General features: G+C 69.1%; 11 protein-coding genes. 6 read left to right on the top strand and 5 right to left on the bottom strand.

Annotated elements, in window-relative coordinates; genetic code table 11:
* Window positions 1-41: 41 nt before the first annotated feature.
* From ACZ3H8_RS36295 to ACZ3H8_RS36280, 4 genes are all read left to right on the top strand, one after another.
* Window positions 42-2,543 carry a non-ribosomal peptide synthetase gene (locus tag ACZ3H8_RS36295; protein ID WP_467409070.1) on the top strand — a complete coding sequence of 834 codons (2,502 nt, stop codon included), beginning with the start codon at window positions 42-44 and terminating at the stop codon, window positions 2,541-2,543.
* Window positions 2,544-2,566: 23 nt separating this feature from the next.
* Window positions 2,567-3,571, top strand: a complete 1,005-nt coding sequence (locus ACZ3H8_RS36290) for a TauD/TfdA family dioxygenase (protein WP_467409069.1) — start codon at window positions 2,567-2,569, stop codon at window positions 3,569-3,571.
* A complete protein-coding gene (sbnB, locus tag ACZ3H8_RS36285) occupies window positions 3,568-4,638 on the top strand; it encodes a 2,3-diaminopropionate biosynthesis protein SbnB (protein ID WP_467409067.1) in 1,071 nt (356 codons plus the stop codon). Before ACZ3H8_RS36290 ends, sbnB begins: the two co-directional genes overlap by 4 nt.
* Before the next feature lie 806 nt (window positions 4,639-5,444).
* Window positions 5,445-6,650: an RNA-guided endonuclease InsQ/TnpB family protein gene (locus ACZ3H8_RS36280; protein WP_467409066.1), complete on the top strand. Its 1,206-nt coding sequence runs from the start codon at window positions 5,445-5,447 to the stop codon at window positions 6,648-6,650.
* Window positions 6,651-7,065: 415 nt separating this feature from the next.
* Here the strand turns inward: ACZ3H8_RS36280 and ACZ3H8_RS36275 are convergent, their stop codons facing one another.
* Window positions 7,066-7,518 (bottom strand): hypothetical protein, encoded by a 453-nt coding sequence (locus ACZ3H8_RS36275; protein WP_467409065.1) that lies wholly within the window; start codon window positions 7,516-7,518, stop codon window positions 7,066-7,068.
* A 343-nt stretch (window positions 7,519-7,861) separates the two neighbouring features.
* A complete protein-coding gene (locus tag ACZ3H8_RS36270; protein ID WP_467409062.1) occupies window positions 7,862-8,437 on the bottom strand; it encodes a hypothetical protein in 576 nt (191 codons plus the stop codon).
* Window positions 8,438-9,206: 769 nt separating this feature from the next.
* On the opposite strand from ACZ3H8_RS36270, the gene ACZ3H8_RS36265 reads away from it, so the two are divergent.
* Window positions 9,207-9,437, top strand: a complete 231-nt coding sequence (locus tag ACZ3H8_RS36265; protein ID WP_467409061.1) for a hypothetical protein — start codon at window positions 9,207-9,209, stop codon at window positions 9,435-9,437.
* Between the two features lie 293 nt (window positions 9,438-9,730).
* Here the strand turns inward: ACZ3H8_RS36265 and ACZ3H8_RS36260 are convergent.
* Window positions 9,731-10,590 (bottom strand): IS5 family transposase gene (locus ACZ3H8_RS36260; protein ID WP_467409059.1). Its coding sequence is split into 2 segments (ribosomal slippage): window positions 9,731-10,224 and window positions 10,224-10,590, totalling 861 coding nucleotides; the frame shifts between segments, so codons are not numbered across the junction.
* A gap of 178 nt (window positions 10,591-10,768) precedes the next feature.
* Between ACZ3H8_RS36260 and ACZ3H8_RS36255 the strand changes: the two genes are divergently transcribed.
* Window positions 10,769-11,287: a hypothetical protein gene (locus ACZ3H8_RS36255; RefSeq protein ID WP_467409057.1), complete on the top strand. Its 519-nt coding sequence runs from the start codon at window positions 10,769-10,771 to the stop codon at window positions 11,285-11,287.
* A 436-nt stretch (window positions 11,288-11,723) separates the two neighbouring features.
* Here the strand turns inward: ACZ3H8_RS36255 and ACZ3H8_RS36250 are convergent, their stop codons facing one another.
* Window positions 11,724-15,977 (bottom strand): tetratricopeptide repeat protein, encoded by a 4,254-nt coding sequence (locus ACZ3H8_RS36250; RefSeq protein WP_467409056.1) that lies wholly within the window; start codon window positions 15,975-15,977, stop codon window positions 11,724-11,726.
* 1 nt (window position 15,978) lies between these two features.
* Window positions 15,979-16,389: a CU044_2847 family protein gene (locus ACZ3H8_RS36245; RefSeq protein WP_467409054.1), complete on the bottom strand. Its 411-nt coding sequence runs from the start codon at window positions 16,387-16,389 to the stop codon at window positions 15,979-15,981.
* Window positions 16,390-16,491 lie beyond the last annotated feature (102 nt).

Here is a 16,491-nt window from a genome sequence, read left to right as displayed (position 1 = left end):
CACCGGCACCAAGCAGAGGAAGAGACCCGATGGCAACGCATATGAGTCGCACGCAGACCGGCCGGGAGTACTGGCGCGGCGTCCTGACAGCCGGCGGTTTCACCCCGGCCCCGCGCTTCACCCTCCACCCGGTGACCGGCGTGGGCCAGTACGAGACACCGGCCCCCCACGACACCGTGGCCGGGCTGCGCCGGCTGGCGGGCGAGCTGGCGGTGCCGCTCAGTTCCCTCCTGCTGGCCGCGCACGCCAAGGTGCTCGCGGCACTGTCCGGCGAGCAGGAGATCACCACCGGCTACGTCGCCGAGGGCGGCAGCCTGCTGCCGTGCCGGCTGACCACCGCACCCGCCTCATGGCGCCAACTGCTGCACCACACCCACCGGGCCGCCACCGAACTGCTGGCACACCAGCACGTCCCGGCCGAGGACATCGACGCCCAACGGCGCGAACTGGGCCTGACCGGGCCGTCGTTCGAGACCGTCCTCGATCTCACCGGCGCCGGCGCAGACCTCACCGGGGACACCGTGCTGCGGGTGGGCATCGCTCACCACGACGGCCGGCTCGTAGTGCGGCTGCGCTACCGCACCGAGATGCTCGACGCCGACAGCGCCGCCCGCATCGCCGGCTATCACCTGACCGCGCTCGCGCTGATCACCGCCGACCCCGATGCCGAACACGCACGCCAGAGCCTGCTGTCCGGCCAGGAGCTGCGCTTCCAGCTCGAGGAACTGGCCGGAGTGGTCCGGGAGTTGCCCGATCGGCGGGTGCATGAGCTGTTCGAGGACCGGGTGCGGATGCATCCGGATGCGCTCGCCGCCGTGCACGCCGGCCGGCAGTGGACCTATGGGGAGCTCAACGCCCGGGCAAACCGGCTGGCCCGCGCCCTTGCGGCCCGCGGGCTTGCCCGCGAAGGCGTCGTCGCGGTGGTGAGCGAACGCAACCTCAACTGGCTGGCCGCCGTCATCGCGGTCTTCAAAGCCGGAGGTGTCTACCTCCCCATCGAGCCGCACTTCCCGGCCGAACGCATCGCTGCCACCCTCTCCCGCGCCCAATGCACCCTGGTGCTGACCGAATCCGGCAGCACCACCACCCTCGACCAGGCACTCGACTCCCTGCCCGGAGCCGAGAGGCTCTTGGTCGAGGCGGCCTGCGAAGAAGACCACGCCGACGATGATCTCGGCATCCGCGTCACGCCCGGCCAGCTCGCCTACATCTACTTCACCTCCGGCTCCACGGGCGCGCCGAAAGGCGCGATGTGTGAACACGCCGGCATGCTCAACCACCTCTACGCCAAGATCGACGACCTGAAGGTCGGCGAGGGACAGGTGGTGGCCCAGACCGCGCCGCAGTGCTTCGACATCTCCCTGTGGCAACTTCTCTGCGCGCTGCTGGCCGGCGGGCGGACCCTGCTGGTCGAACAGGACGTCATCCTCGACGTCCCCCGCTTCCTCGACACCCTCACCGACGGCAAGGTCACCGTCCTGCAGGTCGTGCCCTCCTACCTCGAAGCCGTCCTGACCGAGCTCGAACAGCGCCCCCGCACGCTGCCCGACCTGCGCTACGTGTCGGTGACCGGCGAGGCGCTGAAGAAGGAACTCGCCGAGCGCTGGTTCACCGCCCAGCCCCGGATCGCCCTGGTCAACGCCTACGGGCTGACCGAGACCTCCGACGACACCAACCACGACGTCATGGACCGGGCGCCGGAGCGCATCCTGCTCGGCCGCGCGGTCAACAACGTGCACGTCTACGTCGTCGACGAACACCTCGCACCGGTGCCGCTGGGCGCCCCGGGTGTGATCGCGTTCTCCGGGGTCTGTGTCGGCCGCGGCTACATCAACGACCCCGAACGCACCCAGGCGGCCTACCTGGCCGATCCGCACCGCGAAGGCATGCGGCTCTACCTCGGCGGCGACTACGGCCGCTGGCACCCTTCGGGGAAGCTGGAGTTCCTCGGCCGCCGCGACGCCCAGGTCAAGATCCGCGGGTTCCGGATCGAGATCGGCGAGATCGAGAACACCCTGCTGCGCCTTGCCGGTGTCCGCGACGGCGCGGTGGTGGTGGCCGAACGCGCCGACCGGAGCAGGCACCTGGTCGCCTTCTACTGCGGCCCCCACCCCCTCGACACCCAGGCCCTTGCCGACCGGCTGGGTGCCTCGCTGCCCGCCTACATGGTCCCCTGCGCCTTCCACTGGCGCGAAAGCCTGCCGCTGACCGCCAACAGCAAGACCGACAAGAAGGCGCTGGTGGCGCTCGCCGCGCAACTGGGCACCACCGAGGACGACCACGAGCCGCCGGCCACACCGGCCGAGCAGCGGCTGGCGGCCGCCTGGGGACAGGTCCTCGGCATCCAGGAGGACCGGATCGGACGCCGCGACCACTTCTTCGACCGCGGCGGCACCTCCCTGTCGGCGGTGAAGCTCGCCATCGCCCTGGACCGCGCCGTGTCCCTCAAGGACGTCACCGCACACCCGGTCCTCACCGACCTCGCCGCCCTGCTCGACAACCAACCCCAGCGCCACGCAACCGCACCACTGACCTCCTGCTGAACCACATCGAAAGGAAAAGCACCATGCCCAACCCGATCCCGGCGTCCCTGCTCGAGGCGGACCTGCACGCCGGCAAACCCCCGATCCTGCACACCGGCACCCCCGACGACGCGCCGGCCTGGGCGGCCGGACACCGCCACGCACTGCGCACCCTGGTCACCGAACACGGCGCACTCCTCGTCCGCGGCCTGCACCTGCGCGACGCGGACCAGGCCGGCGCCGTCTTCCACGAACTGGCCCCGGCCCTGATGACCGACAAGGAAGCCTTCGCGCCCCGCCAGAGCTACACCCCGGGCGTGTACTCCTCCTCGGCATGGCCGCCGAACCAGCCGATGTGCATGCACCACGAACTCAGCTACACCCACCAGCCCCCCGGCCTGATGCTGTTCGCCTGCCTGAGCGCACCCACCACCGGCGGAGCCACCGCCATCGCCGACGCCCCCACCGTCCTTGAGGCACTGCCCACCGAGCTGGTCCACCGCTTCGAACAGGAAGGCTGGCTGCTCACCCGCACCTACAACGACGAGATCGGCGCCCCCTGCGCCCAGGCCTTCGGCACCGACGACCGCACCGCCATCGAGGACTACTGCCGCACCCACGCCATCGACTTCGCCTGGCAGAGCGACGGCAGCCTGCGCACCCGCCAGCACCGCCCCGCCGTGACGGCCCACCCGGTCACCGGCCGCCGCTGCTGGTTCAACCAGATCGCGTTCCTCAACGAATGGACGATCGAACCCGAAATCCGCGAATACCTCATCGACGTCTACGGCGCCGGCCAACTGCCGTTCAACACCCGCTTCGGCAGCGGCGACCCGATCGGCGAGGACATCATCCGGCTCCTGGGCGACACCTACACCGCCCACACCATCCGCGAACCGTGGCAGAGCGGCGACCTGATGCTCGTCGACAACCTGCGCACCGCACACAGCAGGGAGGCCTACGAGGGACCCCGCGAGGTACTCGTCGCCCTGGCCGAGCCGCTGCACCGGGCCGACTGCACGCCGGCTGCCGAGGTGAGCTGCCGATGACCGCCCAGCGCCCGCCCGCCGCGCAGCCCCCCATGTCCCAGCCGCCCGCCGTGCCCCCGTTCGCCGTGATCTCCGGCGCCCAGGTCCAGCAGGCCCTGGGGGGCCGGGAAAAGCAGATCGTGGACCTCATCGAGGCCACCTACCGGCTGCACGCCGCCGGAGAGTCGGTCAACCCGCCCTCCTACTTCCTGCGCTTCCCCGACCGCCCCTCCTCCCGGATCATCGCGCTGCCCGCCTCGATCGGCGGCCAGGTGCGCGTCGACGGCCTCAAATGGATCTCCAGCTTCCCCGGCAACGTCGAAGCAGGCATCCCGCGCGCCTCGGCCGTGCTCATCCTCAACGACCACGACACCGGCTACCCCTTCGCCTGCCTGGAAAGCTCCATCATCAGCGCCACCAGAACCGCCGCATCGGCCGCCCTCGCCGCCGGCCACCTCACCCGCAACCGGCAACGCCCCACCCGCATCGGGTTCTTCGGCACGGGCCTGATCGCCCGCTACATCCACACCTTCCTGACCGGCACCGGCTGGACCTTCGAGGAGACGGGCGTCCACGACCTGTCCCCCCACAGCGCCGCCGGCTTCCGCGACTGCCTGGAGCAGACCGGCACCGCCGGACAGATCACCGTCCACGACAGCCCCGAGGAACTGATCCGCTGCAGCGACCTCGTCGTCTTCGCCACCATCGCCGGCGAGCCGCACATCAGCGACCCGGCCTGGTTCGGCCACAACCCCCTGGTCCTGCACGTGTCCCTGCGCGACCTCGCACCCGAGATCATCCTCGCCTCGGCCAACATCGTCGACGACGTCGAACACTGCCTCACAGCCAACACCTCCCCGCACCTGGCCGAACAGCTCACCGGCAACCGCGACTTCCTGAACGGCACACTCGACGACGTCATGACCGGACGAGTGACACCCCCCGCGGACCGGCCACTGGTGTTCTCACCCTTCGGCCTCGGAGTACTCGACCTCGCCGTCGGCAAATACGTCTACGACCAGACGGCCCGCTCCGGGCAGCTCCACGTCATCGCGGACTTCTTCCACGACCTGCGCCGGCACGGATGACCGGCCCGCAGCACCCTGCGCGGAGGCCGGCGGGCCTGTCGTATCCGCTGCCGAAGGCCAGGAGCAGGGTGCTCGGCGGCGGGACGGGCATCGGCGGATGCCTGTGCGGTGCCCTGCCACGTCCAGCGAGAGATGCAGTCCACCGACGGCCTGTGACCTGCCCGGCTTCAAGCAGGAGCAGGCGGTGGACAAAAGCTGCTGAGCTGCGGACTTCCGCCTCGATCTTGAACGTGTGCGCGTTGACCTGCTGTGCCGCAACGCGCTGCGGACGACAGCAAGTTCGCTCGGAGGCGTTAAGAGGTCGAACCCCTTGGTGTCCTTGGGCCGGGAGACCGTTTTGAGGGTGGTGTGGAGGAAGTCGTCGGCCCAGTCGACAAGTTGGCCGGTGTAGGCGCAGTCGCCCAGACCGGGGTGATCTGGGGCTGGGGCCGCCGTCGGGCGAGTACCGACACAGCTGACCAAGCCCGAAACGCCGTTCGAAGCTATCCGCAAGGCCCCCCATGTCTAGGAAGCGGCGAGGTCGTCCCTCATTGCTGCCCGGAGCGCTTTGAGGGCGTCGGTGAGCGCCGATAGTGCGTCGCTCCACTGAGGGTCCGCGCGTACGTCGGGTTCATCGAAGCAGTCACCGGATGCCTCCGAGGATGCCCCGGCCTTCAGGCCGGGGAGGAATCGGACTCCTGCGGAGCAGGGCAGGGATAGCCGAATCGCCGCCAGTGCGATTCGGCGTCCACCACGGGATTGGGCTAGCCAGTCCACAAGGATCAAGAGCTCCCAACTGTCAGTCCTCCCGGATAGGTTTCGGATGCATGACGACGGAAGCGATCACGGGCCAGGAGGCCGGGCAGGCCCGGTACACCTACCGTGTGCGCGTTTCTTCGTCCGCGCTCGCTCTGCTGGCCGCGGAGTGGGCGCGCTGCCGGTGGATCTGGAACGAGTGCGTGGTCCGGTCGAAGAAGGCCCACCGCGAGGGGGAGAAGTGCGGACCGGCAGCACTCGACAAGATGCTGACCGAGGCGCGGAGGACAACGCCGTGGCTGCGAGAGGGCTCCAGCGTTCCTCAGCAGCAGCTCATACGTGACTTCGGTAAATCCCGCGCCAAGGCGCTCAAGGACATCAAGGACCGGCTTCCGCAGCACCGGCGGGCGGGAATGCCGCGCTGGAAGAAGAAGCGTGAAGCACGGCCGAGCCTGAACTACACCCGGCGCGGCTTCCGCCTCAAGGACGGCCGTCTGCACCTGGCGGGCGGAATCGTGCTGCGGGTGGTGTGGTCGCGGGATCTTCCGGCCGACCCGTCCAGCGTCCGCGTGTACCAGGACAGCACGGGGGCGTGGTACGCCTCCTTCGTCGTGCCCGCAGCCGTCGAACGGCTTCCCGCAACCGGCCGGGTGATCGGCGTGGACTGGGGCGTGCGCGAGACGGCCACCACCACATCCGACGCCCACGACCTTCTCCACGCCCAGCACGGCAAGACGGCCGCGCAGAAGCTCGCGCGCTATCAGCGGATGATGGCCCGGCGCCGACCGGCCAAGGGCAAGCCCGCGTCGAACGGCTACCGCGAGGCAAAGCGGCAGACAGCGAAACTGCACGCCAAGGTGGCACGGCAGCGACAGGACACCGTCAGAAAGTGGGCGAAGAATGTGGTCCGCGACCATGACGCCCTCGCGGTGGAGGACTTCCGCCCGAAGTTCCTCGCCAGGACCACCATGGCCAAGAAGGCGGCCGACGCCGCGATCGGCGCCGCAAAGGCGGCGCTGGTCGAGATGGCCCGCAAGCACGGCCGGACCGTGCACCTGATCCACCCCGCGCACACCACGATGGACTGTGCGCAGTGCGGAGCGAGAACCAAGCACGCATTACCTCTTTCCAAGAGAACGTATGCCTGCACCGCATGCGGAGCCGTATCCCCCAGGGATAAGAACTCCGCCCGCGTGATGCTGGTCCGGGCTGGTCTGGCCCCGGCTGGTGTTGAGGGCGTAAGACCCGTTGAGGCGCTGCCTCAGCGGGCAGTCTGAGCCAGGAATCCCCTCCCTTCAGGGAGGGGAGCAGTCAAGCAGATCACGAAGTCTCGTGAATGCCTGATCCGCCATGTGTCCTAGCGTTTCGGGGGCCGTGATCAGCATCTGATAGCGCAGCCCGTAGGCGCCGCCGGAGCCCAAGATCTCGCCTGCCTGCCGCACCCGGTCCTCGGACGTCAGCGATGGGGACCGTCTGAGATCGTGCAACCGGTGCGTGGTCCCTTCGGATCAACCTGGGAAGGGGCAGGGCGAGGTGACAAGAACTTCTCCGTGAAGTACCTCGACGCCTCCCAAAACCGGTCGGCCGGCGCGCTGCTGGGCAACTGGTACTCCAACGACCGCATCCTGCACCGGGACAGGTTCTACGTCACGATCCTCTAGCCATCCTGACGGCAAAACGCCCCGGCCGGTATCACTGGCCGGGGCTCGGCCACACGCGGATGTCGTACTGCTCCGGCCGGTCAGAGACGCGCCGCCACACCTTCACCTCATACGCACCGGAGTCCGGAAGCACCAGGGCCGGGCCCGGCTCCCGTCCCTCCACGTTGACGACTCTCAGCTCCCGCTCCGGGACATCGATGCGGCACGCGTTGAGGTATACGCCGTCTGCGTCGGGCGGCGTGTCGTCCCAGACAGAGAGGGCGACTTCGATGCCCGTCCGTGATTCCCGCGTGGGCACGCCAACCGCCGTGCCATGACCAGAGACCGCATCGCCTTCCGGGATGGCGGATTCCACGTCGTCACGATCACCGCCCTCAGCCAGCACCCAGAACTCGCCGTACGAGACGGTGAGCGCGTCGAAGACAACATCCCAGGGCTGCCGGCCAGGAAACACGTCCTCGCCGAACACCGTTGCTGGTTCCATGAGAGCCACCGTAACCAGCGCTGCAATCCAGGACTAGTGACCTCTGTGCCAGGTAGCAGCTACTCCTCTGCGACCGCACCGGACGTTGCCGCTGCCCCCTTGAGGAACCGACGGAATGCGATGACCTGCGGAAACGTGGCTCGAAAGGTGCGGAGGTCCCGTGTTGAAACGTGAAGGTCCCCGGCAAGCACGTCAGTTGGCCGGTTGAGCATCACCGTTGGCCATGTCGTCTGACCTGGACGAATGCCTCGTCACCGTGATGGTGCCGATCGTTGCGGTCGCTCACCGGCCGGCAGCGGCCCGGCAGCTGCTCCTCGCCGTCCTGTCATGTCCGCCCTCGCGTTCAGTCCTGGCGAGGCCGGCTGGCCGCGGCCGCCTCTTTCCTGACCCGAGCCCGGTCAAGGGACCACGCGCTCAGGCCCACCAGTGCGGCCGCCCCGGCCGCGTAGACCGGCAGCCACAGGGTCGTCGTGGCTGAAAGGCAGTCGGAAACGGCGGCTTCGCTCTGGATTTCCTGCGCGTGAGTCATGGCGGCACGGTCGCGACCAGCCAGGTTGGCCAGTGCGGCCTCCGCGTGGATGCCCTCGTACGTGCCCAGCTCAGGACACGCGCCGCGGGTGCCTGGCATCGGGAAGAGCCACGCCCAGCGCTGCAGCGCCGGGGCCAATGTGATCGCTACGCACAGGCCGACGACCAGCGAGTACGCAGTCAGATTCCGCATGTACGCAGAGAGGGCGCCAGGCATCCATGCCGGCAGCCGGTAAAAGGTGAAGATCAGCGCAAGAAGCGTCACCCCGACGTAGGTGGCGAACCATTGCCAGGAACCCTGTGCGAGCGCGGCTGTGAGCACGGCGGCGAGCGCAATGCCGATGACCCCCGGCTGACTGGAAGTGTCATGGCCCGCGCCGGTGGTTGCCAATTTCCCGGCTCCTTGAAGGCTGGGGTCGTCCACGGTCTCTCCCGCATGGCTCGCAGGCCGCCAGCATCCGGTCACCTCGTGCCGTCGGCCCGGCACCATGCCGGACCGGCTCTAAAATCCCGCTCGGTTGGCCGGGGTCCGCAAGCCGGGCGCTGCCGCCGAGGGACCGGCGAAGCCCGCCGCGCTCTCTCACCCGCCACGGCTGGGAACTGGCCCCAACACGTCGCCGGATGTCCTTTGACACGGAAGATAGTCGGACCCGATTCCCTGACCTGCGTGGAATGGATTGATTGTCCAAGCCGTCTGGCTCAGCGGCAGCTTGGGTTTGTCGGACCGCCTGCCGTGTGACCCGGCGCTGCGAGGCCGCGCCGTGAGCGACGTCGAACTCGTAGAAGCCTCCTGCCGTGGCTCTCTGCGTTCGTCGCTTCGGCTCCCGACTTCGTGAGTGCTCCAGAACTCTCCTGGGTACGGCTACTCATGCGTCGCGCAATGCTGACGCCTACCGTCACATGCATGTTCAAGAGCCCTGTATCTAGAGCCCGGGCCTCCGGGCGGTCCGTCCTGTATGCCGTCACAGGGCTCGTGATGGTGGCGCTGCTAGTCGCTGCCGTGGTGGCGGGGAACGTCGTGTGGAACGGCGCGCCGTATCCTTCGGCCGACCCCGACGCGGTCGCGCAACGGCTCAAGGCCCGGTCCGACGAGGTGTACGACGGCTTCGCGCTGCCCGAAAAGTACGCCGCGGACTCGGGCAGGGTCGAAGGAGGCACGGATGAAGTCGCAGATCAAGTGCATCGAGCCGTACACGAACGAGCGGAGGGCGTGCAGTGCGCACGGGGTCGCCGCCAGATGCACACCGCTCGTCGCCGATGTCATTCTCCGCGACGAGGGAAGTCCGAGGATCCGCTGGGCGGTGTGCGGCCGGTGGCTGCGCGAGAACCCGAGCGCCGTCGACTGGCTGGCGAGGAATCCCGCGGCGACCGCGCGGCTCGGCGACTACTGAGTCAGACGGCCGCGGCCTGTCTGCCCGCAGAGGGCCGGAAGGGGGCTTGATCTCTACTCCTGACGATGTCAGTCGCGGCGGGCATCCTCGTGGAGCAAGGAAAGGGCCGCAGCGACGGGGATGACGCGTGTCCCTGGACGACTGTCGTGCCGTGCAATTGAACCGTCCAACGAGGTTCTGGGAGGAGCTCATGTCCGCCGAGCAGTTCGGCCGCTGGACGACGACAAGTTCGCTGCAACCGTCAGGCACGGCGGTTGATGGTCTGCATCACCACGTCGTACTAGGGTCCGTCTTCAAACGGATCTTGCCCAGAGTAGGAACGACGCCAGGCTGACCGCTGCTTCGTAGGAGGTGGCGGTCTTGTCGTACCTGGTGGCGAGGCCGCGGAAGTGTTTGAGGGTGTTGAAGCACCGCTCGACTGTGTTGCGTCGGCGATAGGTGGCCGGGTTGAAGCCGTGTGGCCGGCCGCCGCGGCTGCCTCTGTTGCGGCGGTGCCGTTTCTGGTCGGTCTTCTCCGGGATGGTGTGGCCGATGCCGCGTCGTCGCAGGTAGGTGCGGAATCCGCGGGAGCTGTATGCCTTGTCGGCGATGACGTGGTCAGGTCTGCAGCGTGGGCGGCCAAGGCCGGTGCGGGGCACTCGGATGCGTTCCAGCAAGGGTTGCGCACACACGCCGTCGTGGCGTTGGCCTGCGGTGAGGAGGATGGCCAGGGGTCTGCCGCGGCCGTCGCAGGCGAGGTGGAGTTTGGTGGTCAGGCCTCCTCGGGATCGACCGAGGGCGTGATCGTCTGGTTCGTCCTGCCGGTGCTTCCCCCTTTTCGGCCGGTGGCGGCGGCGTGCTGGTGGGCTCGGACGATGGTGGAGTCGATCTGGACCAGCCAGTCGATGTCCCCGGCCGCGTCGGCCTGGGCCTGGATCTGCTGGAGGGCGTGGGTGAACACGCCCTCCAGGGCGTATCGGCGGAAGCGGGTGTAGACCGTTTTCCATGGGCCGTAGCGTTCGGGCAGGTCACGCCAGCTGATCCCGGTGCGAATCTTGTAGACCATGCCGTTGACGACCAGCCGGTCGTCAACCCGAGGCCGTCCGGTCACGGCCCGGGGTATGAGGGGAGCAAGTAACTCCCATTCCTGATCGGTGAGTTCATGTCGGCCCACCCGGCCATGATCCACCACCCGGATGATCTTTGAAGACGGACCCTAGGCCGCTCGCCGGTGGATGCGGGATGGTGGGCCGAGTTGGAGCAGCCGACTACCCAGGTAGCCGTAGACGCGGCAGGAGCCGTTGCCGGAGTCGTCTCCTCCGCGATCCGCCCCAAAGAACGACACCGGACAGTTGCTGTGGCTGCACTGTCGGGAGGACGCCCGGACCGCAGAGGCGCTGATCAGTCACGCCGTCGCCGCCCTCGGACCCCGGCCCGTCCACGCGTTCCACTTCGCCTTCGCCCTGACCCTTGCCCTCGAAGCTCTGGCGGTCCGTCACCGGCCCGCTACCGCCCAGGCGTTGGAGCGGGCTGGTTTCTCGGGGGAGCGGCTGTGGCGGTACATGCGGGCCGATCTGCCCGCGCAGGGTCTGCCGCGCCTCGCTCACGTGACGGTGGGGCCTGATCCCAGCGGGACGAGTGCGCGGCGTCTGGAAGCGCGGGAGGGGGGCCGTACGGTCGCCGAGGCGGTTGTGGGTCTGCCGCAGCAGGGCATCGGCGTCCTGTGGTGGATCGGGGTGGAGCCCGATGCGCGGGGACGCGGACTGGGGCGCGCGATGCTCGGTGTCACGTCCAGCGAGAGATGCAGTCCATGGAGGGCCTGTGACCTGTGCCACTTCAAGTGGGGGTGGACGGTAGACGGAAGCTGCTGAGCTGCGGACTTCTGTCTCGATCTTGAACGTGTGGGGCATTGACCTGCTACGCCGCAACGTGCGCCGGACGACAGCAAGTTCGCTCGGACGCGTTATAGGGCCGGATCCGCTGAGCGTGATCGATCCGCGCGGACACCCGGGTCCTCGCTGTGGGGTGCGGGAGGCGCAAGGGGCTTTCGGATTGGCCGGGCTCGAGGCGAAGGCGCACGCTCTCACCGTCGCCCACCACGGCGGCGGCCGTGGCTGTCACCCACACCGCTGACGCCTGGCGCGGCGCACTGCTTCGGTCTCGATGAGTTGCTGCCCTTGGCGAAGGACGCTCTGTCCGACGTCGCTGTCAACGGCATCACCGCGGCCGCCTTCCTGCGGCGGACTGCGTAACCGACCACCCGCCGACCGCCGCCGGCCCGTCGGCTCCGAGACGCCTCCCGCGCCCCTATCCGCTGTTCTCCCTGCCCTCGTTGAGCAAGCCCATGACCACCTCGGTCATCTCCTGACCTGCTTGTTCGCAGAGCAGCACCGTGAACCGCTCGTGGCCCAGTGCTTCACGGCATGGCCCAAGCTGCCGCACGCAGGTCCCCACGTGTGGTGACTGCAGGCGGACGAACACCGTCAGCGCTTTTCCATAGAAAGACACCGCCTCTTCCCAGCTGCCTTCATGCTGGGCGAGGTTGCCGAGCTGGTGGTGGCTGGTGGCGGCGCCGGCCTGGTTGCCGAGGCGCTGTTTGATGTCGAGGGCTTGCTGGTAGCGGCGTCGGGCCTCGTCGTAGTCACCCTGCAGGTAGGCGAGGTTGCCGAGCTGGCCGTAGCTGTTGGCGGTGCCGGCCTGGTCGCCGAGGCGCTGTTCGATGTCGAGGGCTTGCTGGTAGAGGCGTCGGGCCTCGTCGTAGTCACCCTGGTGCTGGGCGATCATGCCGAGCTGGTGGTGGCTGTTGGCGGTGCCGGCCTGGTTGCCGAGGCGCTGGAAGGTGTCGAGGGCTTGCTGGTAGAGGCGTCGGGCCTCGTCGTGGTCACCCTGCAGGTAGGCGAGGTTGCCGAGTTCGTGGATCCAGGCCCCGTGTCTGGGTGAGTCGGGGGGGAGCCATGTGCGGGTGGTGGTGATGAGGGTGCGGGCGCGGTTCCATGCGCTTCGGTTTCGCAGCATGACGAAAGCGTGTTCGGTGACTTGGGCGGCTTGTTCGAGGTCGCCGACCTGGAGCAGGTGGTGGCGTGCTTCGAGGCCGTCGTGGATGTCCGCGTCCGGGGCTTGGGGCCATCTCGACACGCGCCACAGCCAGTAGGCGGCGGCGTTGCGGTGGGCCTGGCGGATGTCTTCGATGCCGTCGTTGCTGTGGGTGTGGCGGTGGAGTTCGGTGGCGGTCCAGCGGTGGACGAAGAACCGGCTGGTGCGCCGGTCGGTGTGGAGCAGGCCGGTACGGGCGCATTGGGTAATGAGCTGTTCAAGGCCGGCGGGCCGGGTGCGGGGTGGTGTGGGTAGTTGCCTGGTCTGGGCGAGATGGGGGGCGAGTTCCTGCTGCAGCCCGGCAGGCAGGGCTCCGGCGTCCACCGGTTGGTCGAGGGGGATGCCGGCGGCGGTGAGGATGTCGCTGATGCGCTTCCATGCGGCGGCGGTGTCGGGGGTGGTGGCGGCATTGTCGTCAGGTGTGCCGGTCTGGAAGAGCAGGGCGTTGATGTCGACGGGCTCGCGGTAGACCGCCGCGCCGTTGAGGAGGGTCCCGGCGGCGGGGGACAGGCGTGCGGTCAGGTCGGGCAGGAGAACCTCGTCGGCGGCGAGTGTGGCGGTTTCGGCGAGGCGTACGTCCAGCCTTCCGCTGCCGGTCCTTTCCGTGCCTTCCGGTTCGTTGTTTCCACGGTTCTCGCCCGCTGTGTGTGCTGCGGTGGCGGTGCCGTTGGCTGGTGAGAGCGCAGGGGCGGCGGCTTCTTGCCGTTGTCTGTTGCGGAGGGCCTGGGCGAGGCGGTGGGTGATGTCGGGGTAGCGGGCGACGCGATTGTTGAGGAGGGCGTCGAGGTATTCCAGGGCGCGGGGGTGGCCGCCGACCAGGTGCCAGACGCGGGTGAGTTCGGGTTCGGTGAGCCGGTCCAGGGCGGGGAGTGACCAGGCGAGTTTGAGGGTTTCGGCGTGGGTGAGGGGGCCGAGGTGTTCGAAGACGAGTGCGTCGTGGGCGTGGCCGGGCAGCGGGAACGGGAACCTGGAGGTGATCAGGAGTTTGCTGTCGCCGGGATCCAGGACCCAGGCCGCCAGGAGGCCGGCCAGATCCGGGTCGCTGATCCGCATCCCGCCAGGGTCGCCGTGTTCGTCATGCGCTGTCGCAGCGGTGTACGAGGCTGCGGGGGCGGAGCCGCCAGCTGTGGCGAGGTTGTCTTCGAAGTTGTCGAGGCTGACCAGAACGGGGATGTCGCCGATGGCCTTGCGCAGGTGTTTGAGGCGCTGCTGCCACGGCAGATCGCTGCGGCGGGCCTGGAGCAGGTATGCGTGCTGCTGCCGGGACAGGACCACACCTGACTCTCCTGTCTGCTCCGGCATCTGTCCTTGCGTCTGTCCCGGTCCGGGTGTTGCTGGGGGGTGGGGGAGGAAGGGGTCGGTGACGGCGGTGAAGAAGTCGTCGGCGGAGATTTCTCCGGTGAGCCCGGTGTGGGTCCACGCGGGGCGCAGGTGTTGCATGCGCAGGACGAGTTCGGCGGCGAGGGTGGTCTTACCGATGCCGCCTATGCCGTGGAGGACCAGGCCGGCGGTGGCGGGGGAGTCCAGGGTGCGGGGCCAGGCGCGTTGTTCGCGGCGGCGGCCGACGAACTCTCCTTCCGGACGGACCACTAGGCCGTCCAGCCGCGGCCGTCCCTGAGCCGGGACGCCCTCGCCCTCTCCCTCGCTGCGGTCGCTCCCCGCGTTGTTGTCGGGGGTGTTCCCGTGCAGGAGGGGGAGGGTGCCGGTGGCCGCGAGGACGGTGAGGGCGGACCATTCCTCCAGTGCGGCGATCTTGTGTTCGCGCGCGTTGGGGGAGCGGGCGAGGTCGGTGTGGACGGTACGGCGGGCCTGGGCGACGGCGTGGATAAGGTCCGCGGTCGGGTGGGCGGCGAGGGTGCTGTAGATGCGGGCGAAGACGCGGGTGGCGTAGATGTCGGTGATGGAGGTCTCGGTGGCGATCACGGCGGCGGCGCCGTGGGCGGCCAGGCCTGCGGCGAACGACGGCCGTTCACTGTCGCCGGTGGCGGTGTGGCAGGCGGCCAGCGCGACGACGGGGGGCATCCGCCCTGCGGGAACGGCCTCGGTGATGAAGGTGTCGGCGTCCACCAGCCGGGACTGGCCCTCGTCGTCCTCCAGTTCCAACTGTCCGGGATTGCCGTGGCCGGACAGGTGCAGGATGTGGAACCGCTCGCGTCCCAGCTCGGCGCGGATCGCGGCGGTGGTGGCGAACGGCACGATCCGCACCCGGGCTCTGCCCTGGCGCGCCGAGCGTACGGAGGCCAGGACGTTGCGCAGTTCGCGTTCGTAGTCCAGCGTTCCGCCGCTGCTGTCCTTGGGCCCGGAGACTGCCACCAGGATCCGCAGCGGCCCCGGCAGGGCGGACGCGGCGTGAGTCGGGGTTTTCCGGTAGAGGGTGATCTGCGGGCGCAGGGCCAGCGGCAGGCCGGTGTCGGGGTCGGTGAGCATCTCCCACGGCAGCCGCCCGGCCGGTCCGTTGGCCTGCACAGACAGCCGGACCGGTTTGTGCTCGCGCTCGGCCTGCCGCAGCACACCGGCCAGCGCCTGGGCCACATCCCCGGTGACGAACGCCTCGGTCAGCAGTCGGCCGGCCCGCTGCACGGCGGCCGCCACCGACACCTCCTGCACGGTCCCGCTCCCGCGGTACACCGCCCCACCACCGGCTGCCATGTGTGCGTCCGCTGGCGCTTCCGCTGCTGCCCTCAACCGGGCCTGTCGGACCTCGTCCAGCGCGGTGAGCAGAGCGGGCCGGACTCCGTGGTGTCCGGCCACAGCCGGCTGTGGACCGGCTCCGCTGAGCCGTACCTCGTCCGGGCCGATGTGCAAGGTCAGCTCGGCACCGTCCGCGGGCAGCATGGCCGCCGGCAGTGCGAGGGGAGCCAGGCCCTTCAGGAGGGGGGCGAGGTTTTCGGTCCGGGCGATCCAGATGCTGTGTTGGAGCCATCCGTCCGCGCTGTTGTAGCGGGCGGACAGGACACCGATGACATGGTCGTCAAGGGCGCGGCGGACCGGTGCCCCGCTCATCCCGGGAAGAACGTCCTGGGCCTTCGCCCGCCCCAGCGGCACCGCGTCGTCACGCATGGTCCCGCCCTCGCACGTTCCCCGCGCGTCCAGGTACCGGTACTCGTGTACGTCCTCGACCTCGGGCGCGCCAGTGATCACCACTTCGGCGCCGCGCTGCTGGTCGTCGGTGCGGTCCCATCCGGCCATCGACGCCGCCAGCACTTCCTGCGCACGGATCACCGCCAGGTCGTGCACCGCGTCGAGTGCCGCCACGGTTCCGCCGAAGGCGCTCCCGCCCGCCAGCGGGTCCACGGACACCTCCGCCCCCAGCCCGCCTGCCCCGATGCTGTCCAGGACGTGCCAGGCGGTGACCAGCAGCCCGGGCGCTGCCTGGAAACACGTCCCGGCCGGAGCGCCGCCGGCGTCCAGGACCCTCCCCAGATACCCAGGTACCGGTACCGCCAGGGCCGGACCGTGAGCGCTCACCTCATGCCCCCGCAGAACCCGAAATGGCGCCACTCCCCGAGTCGGCAGACGCCACGGGACCGGCCGCAGGACCAGTGGCCGGCTCCGTAGCACCACGGTTGTAGGTGAGCTTCACCCGCAGCGTGGCCTCACCCGCTGAGCCCGCCACGATGACGTTCCCCTGCGCGGAGAACTTCAGCCCGAACTCCACCTCCATCGCGTCCGGCCGTGCCGCCCGCCGCCCCGCCCTGTCGAGCACCGCCATCGTGGACGTGGCTACCTCCACGATCGCGGTCTGAGCCCGCACGAAAGCCTCGCGCACACTCTCCGCCGCGTCACCCACCCGCGAGGTGGCCTGCGTGCCGCCTGCCTGCACCGTCTCCACGAGGAGTTCGGTCTCCCCGACCTGGACCGTGATCGACCCGCCAGCCATAAATCCCCCCAGAAAACAGCGCTGCACCTGATGACGAATAATCAGGACAATCCTTACCAGGCACACGGCCACCTCCGGCCGACAATCACACAAATGACGCCT

The sequence above is a fragment of the Streptomyces sp. NPDC002868 genome (assembly GCF_055563295.1).
Note: the sequence above shows the minus strand (reverse complement) of the source record. Positions and strands in the feature narration are given on the sequence as shown.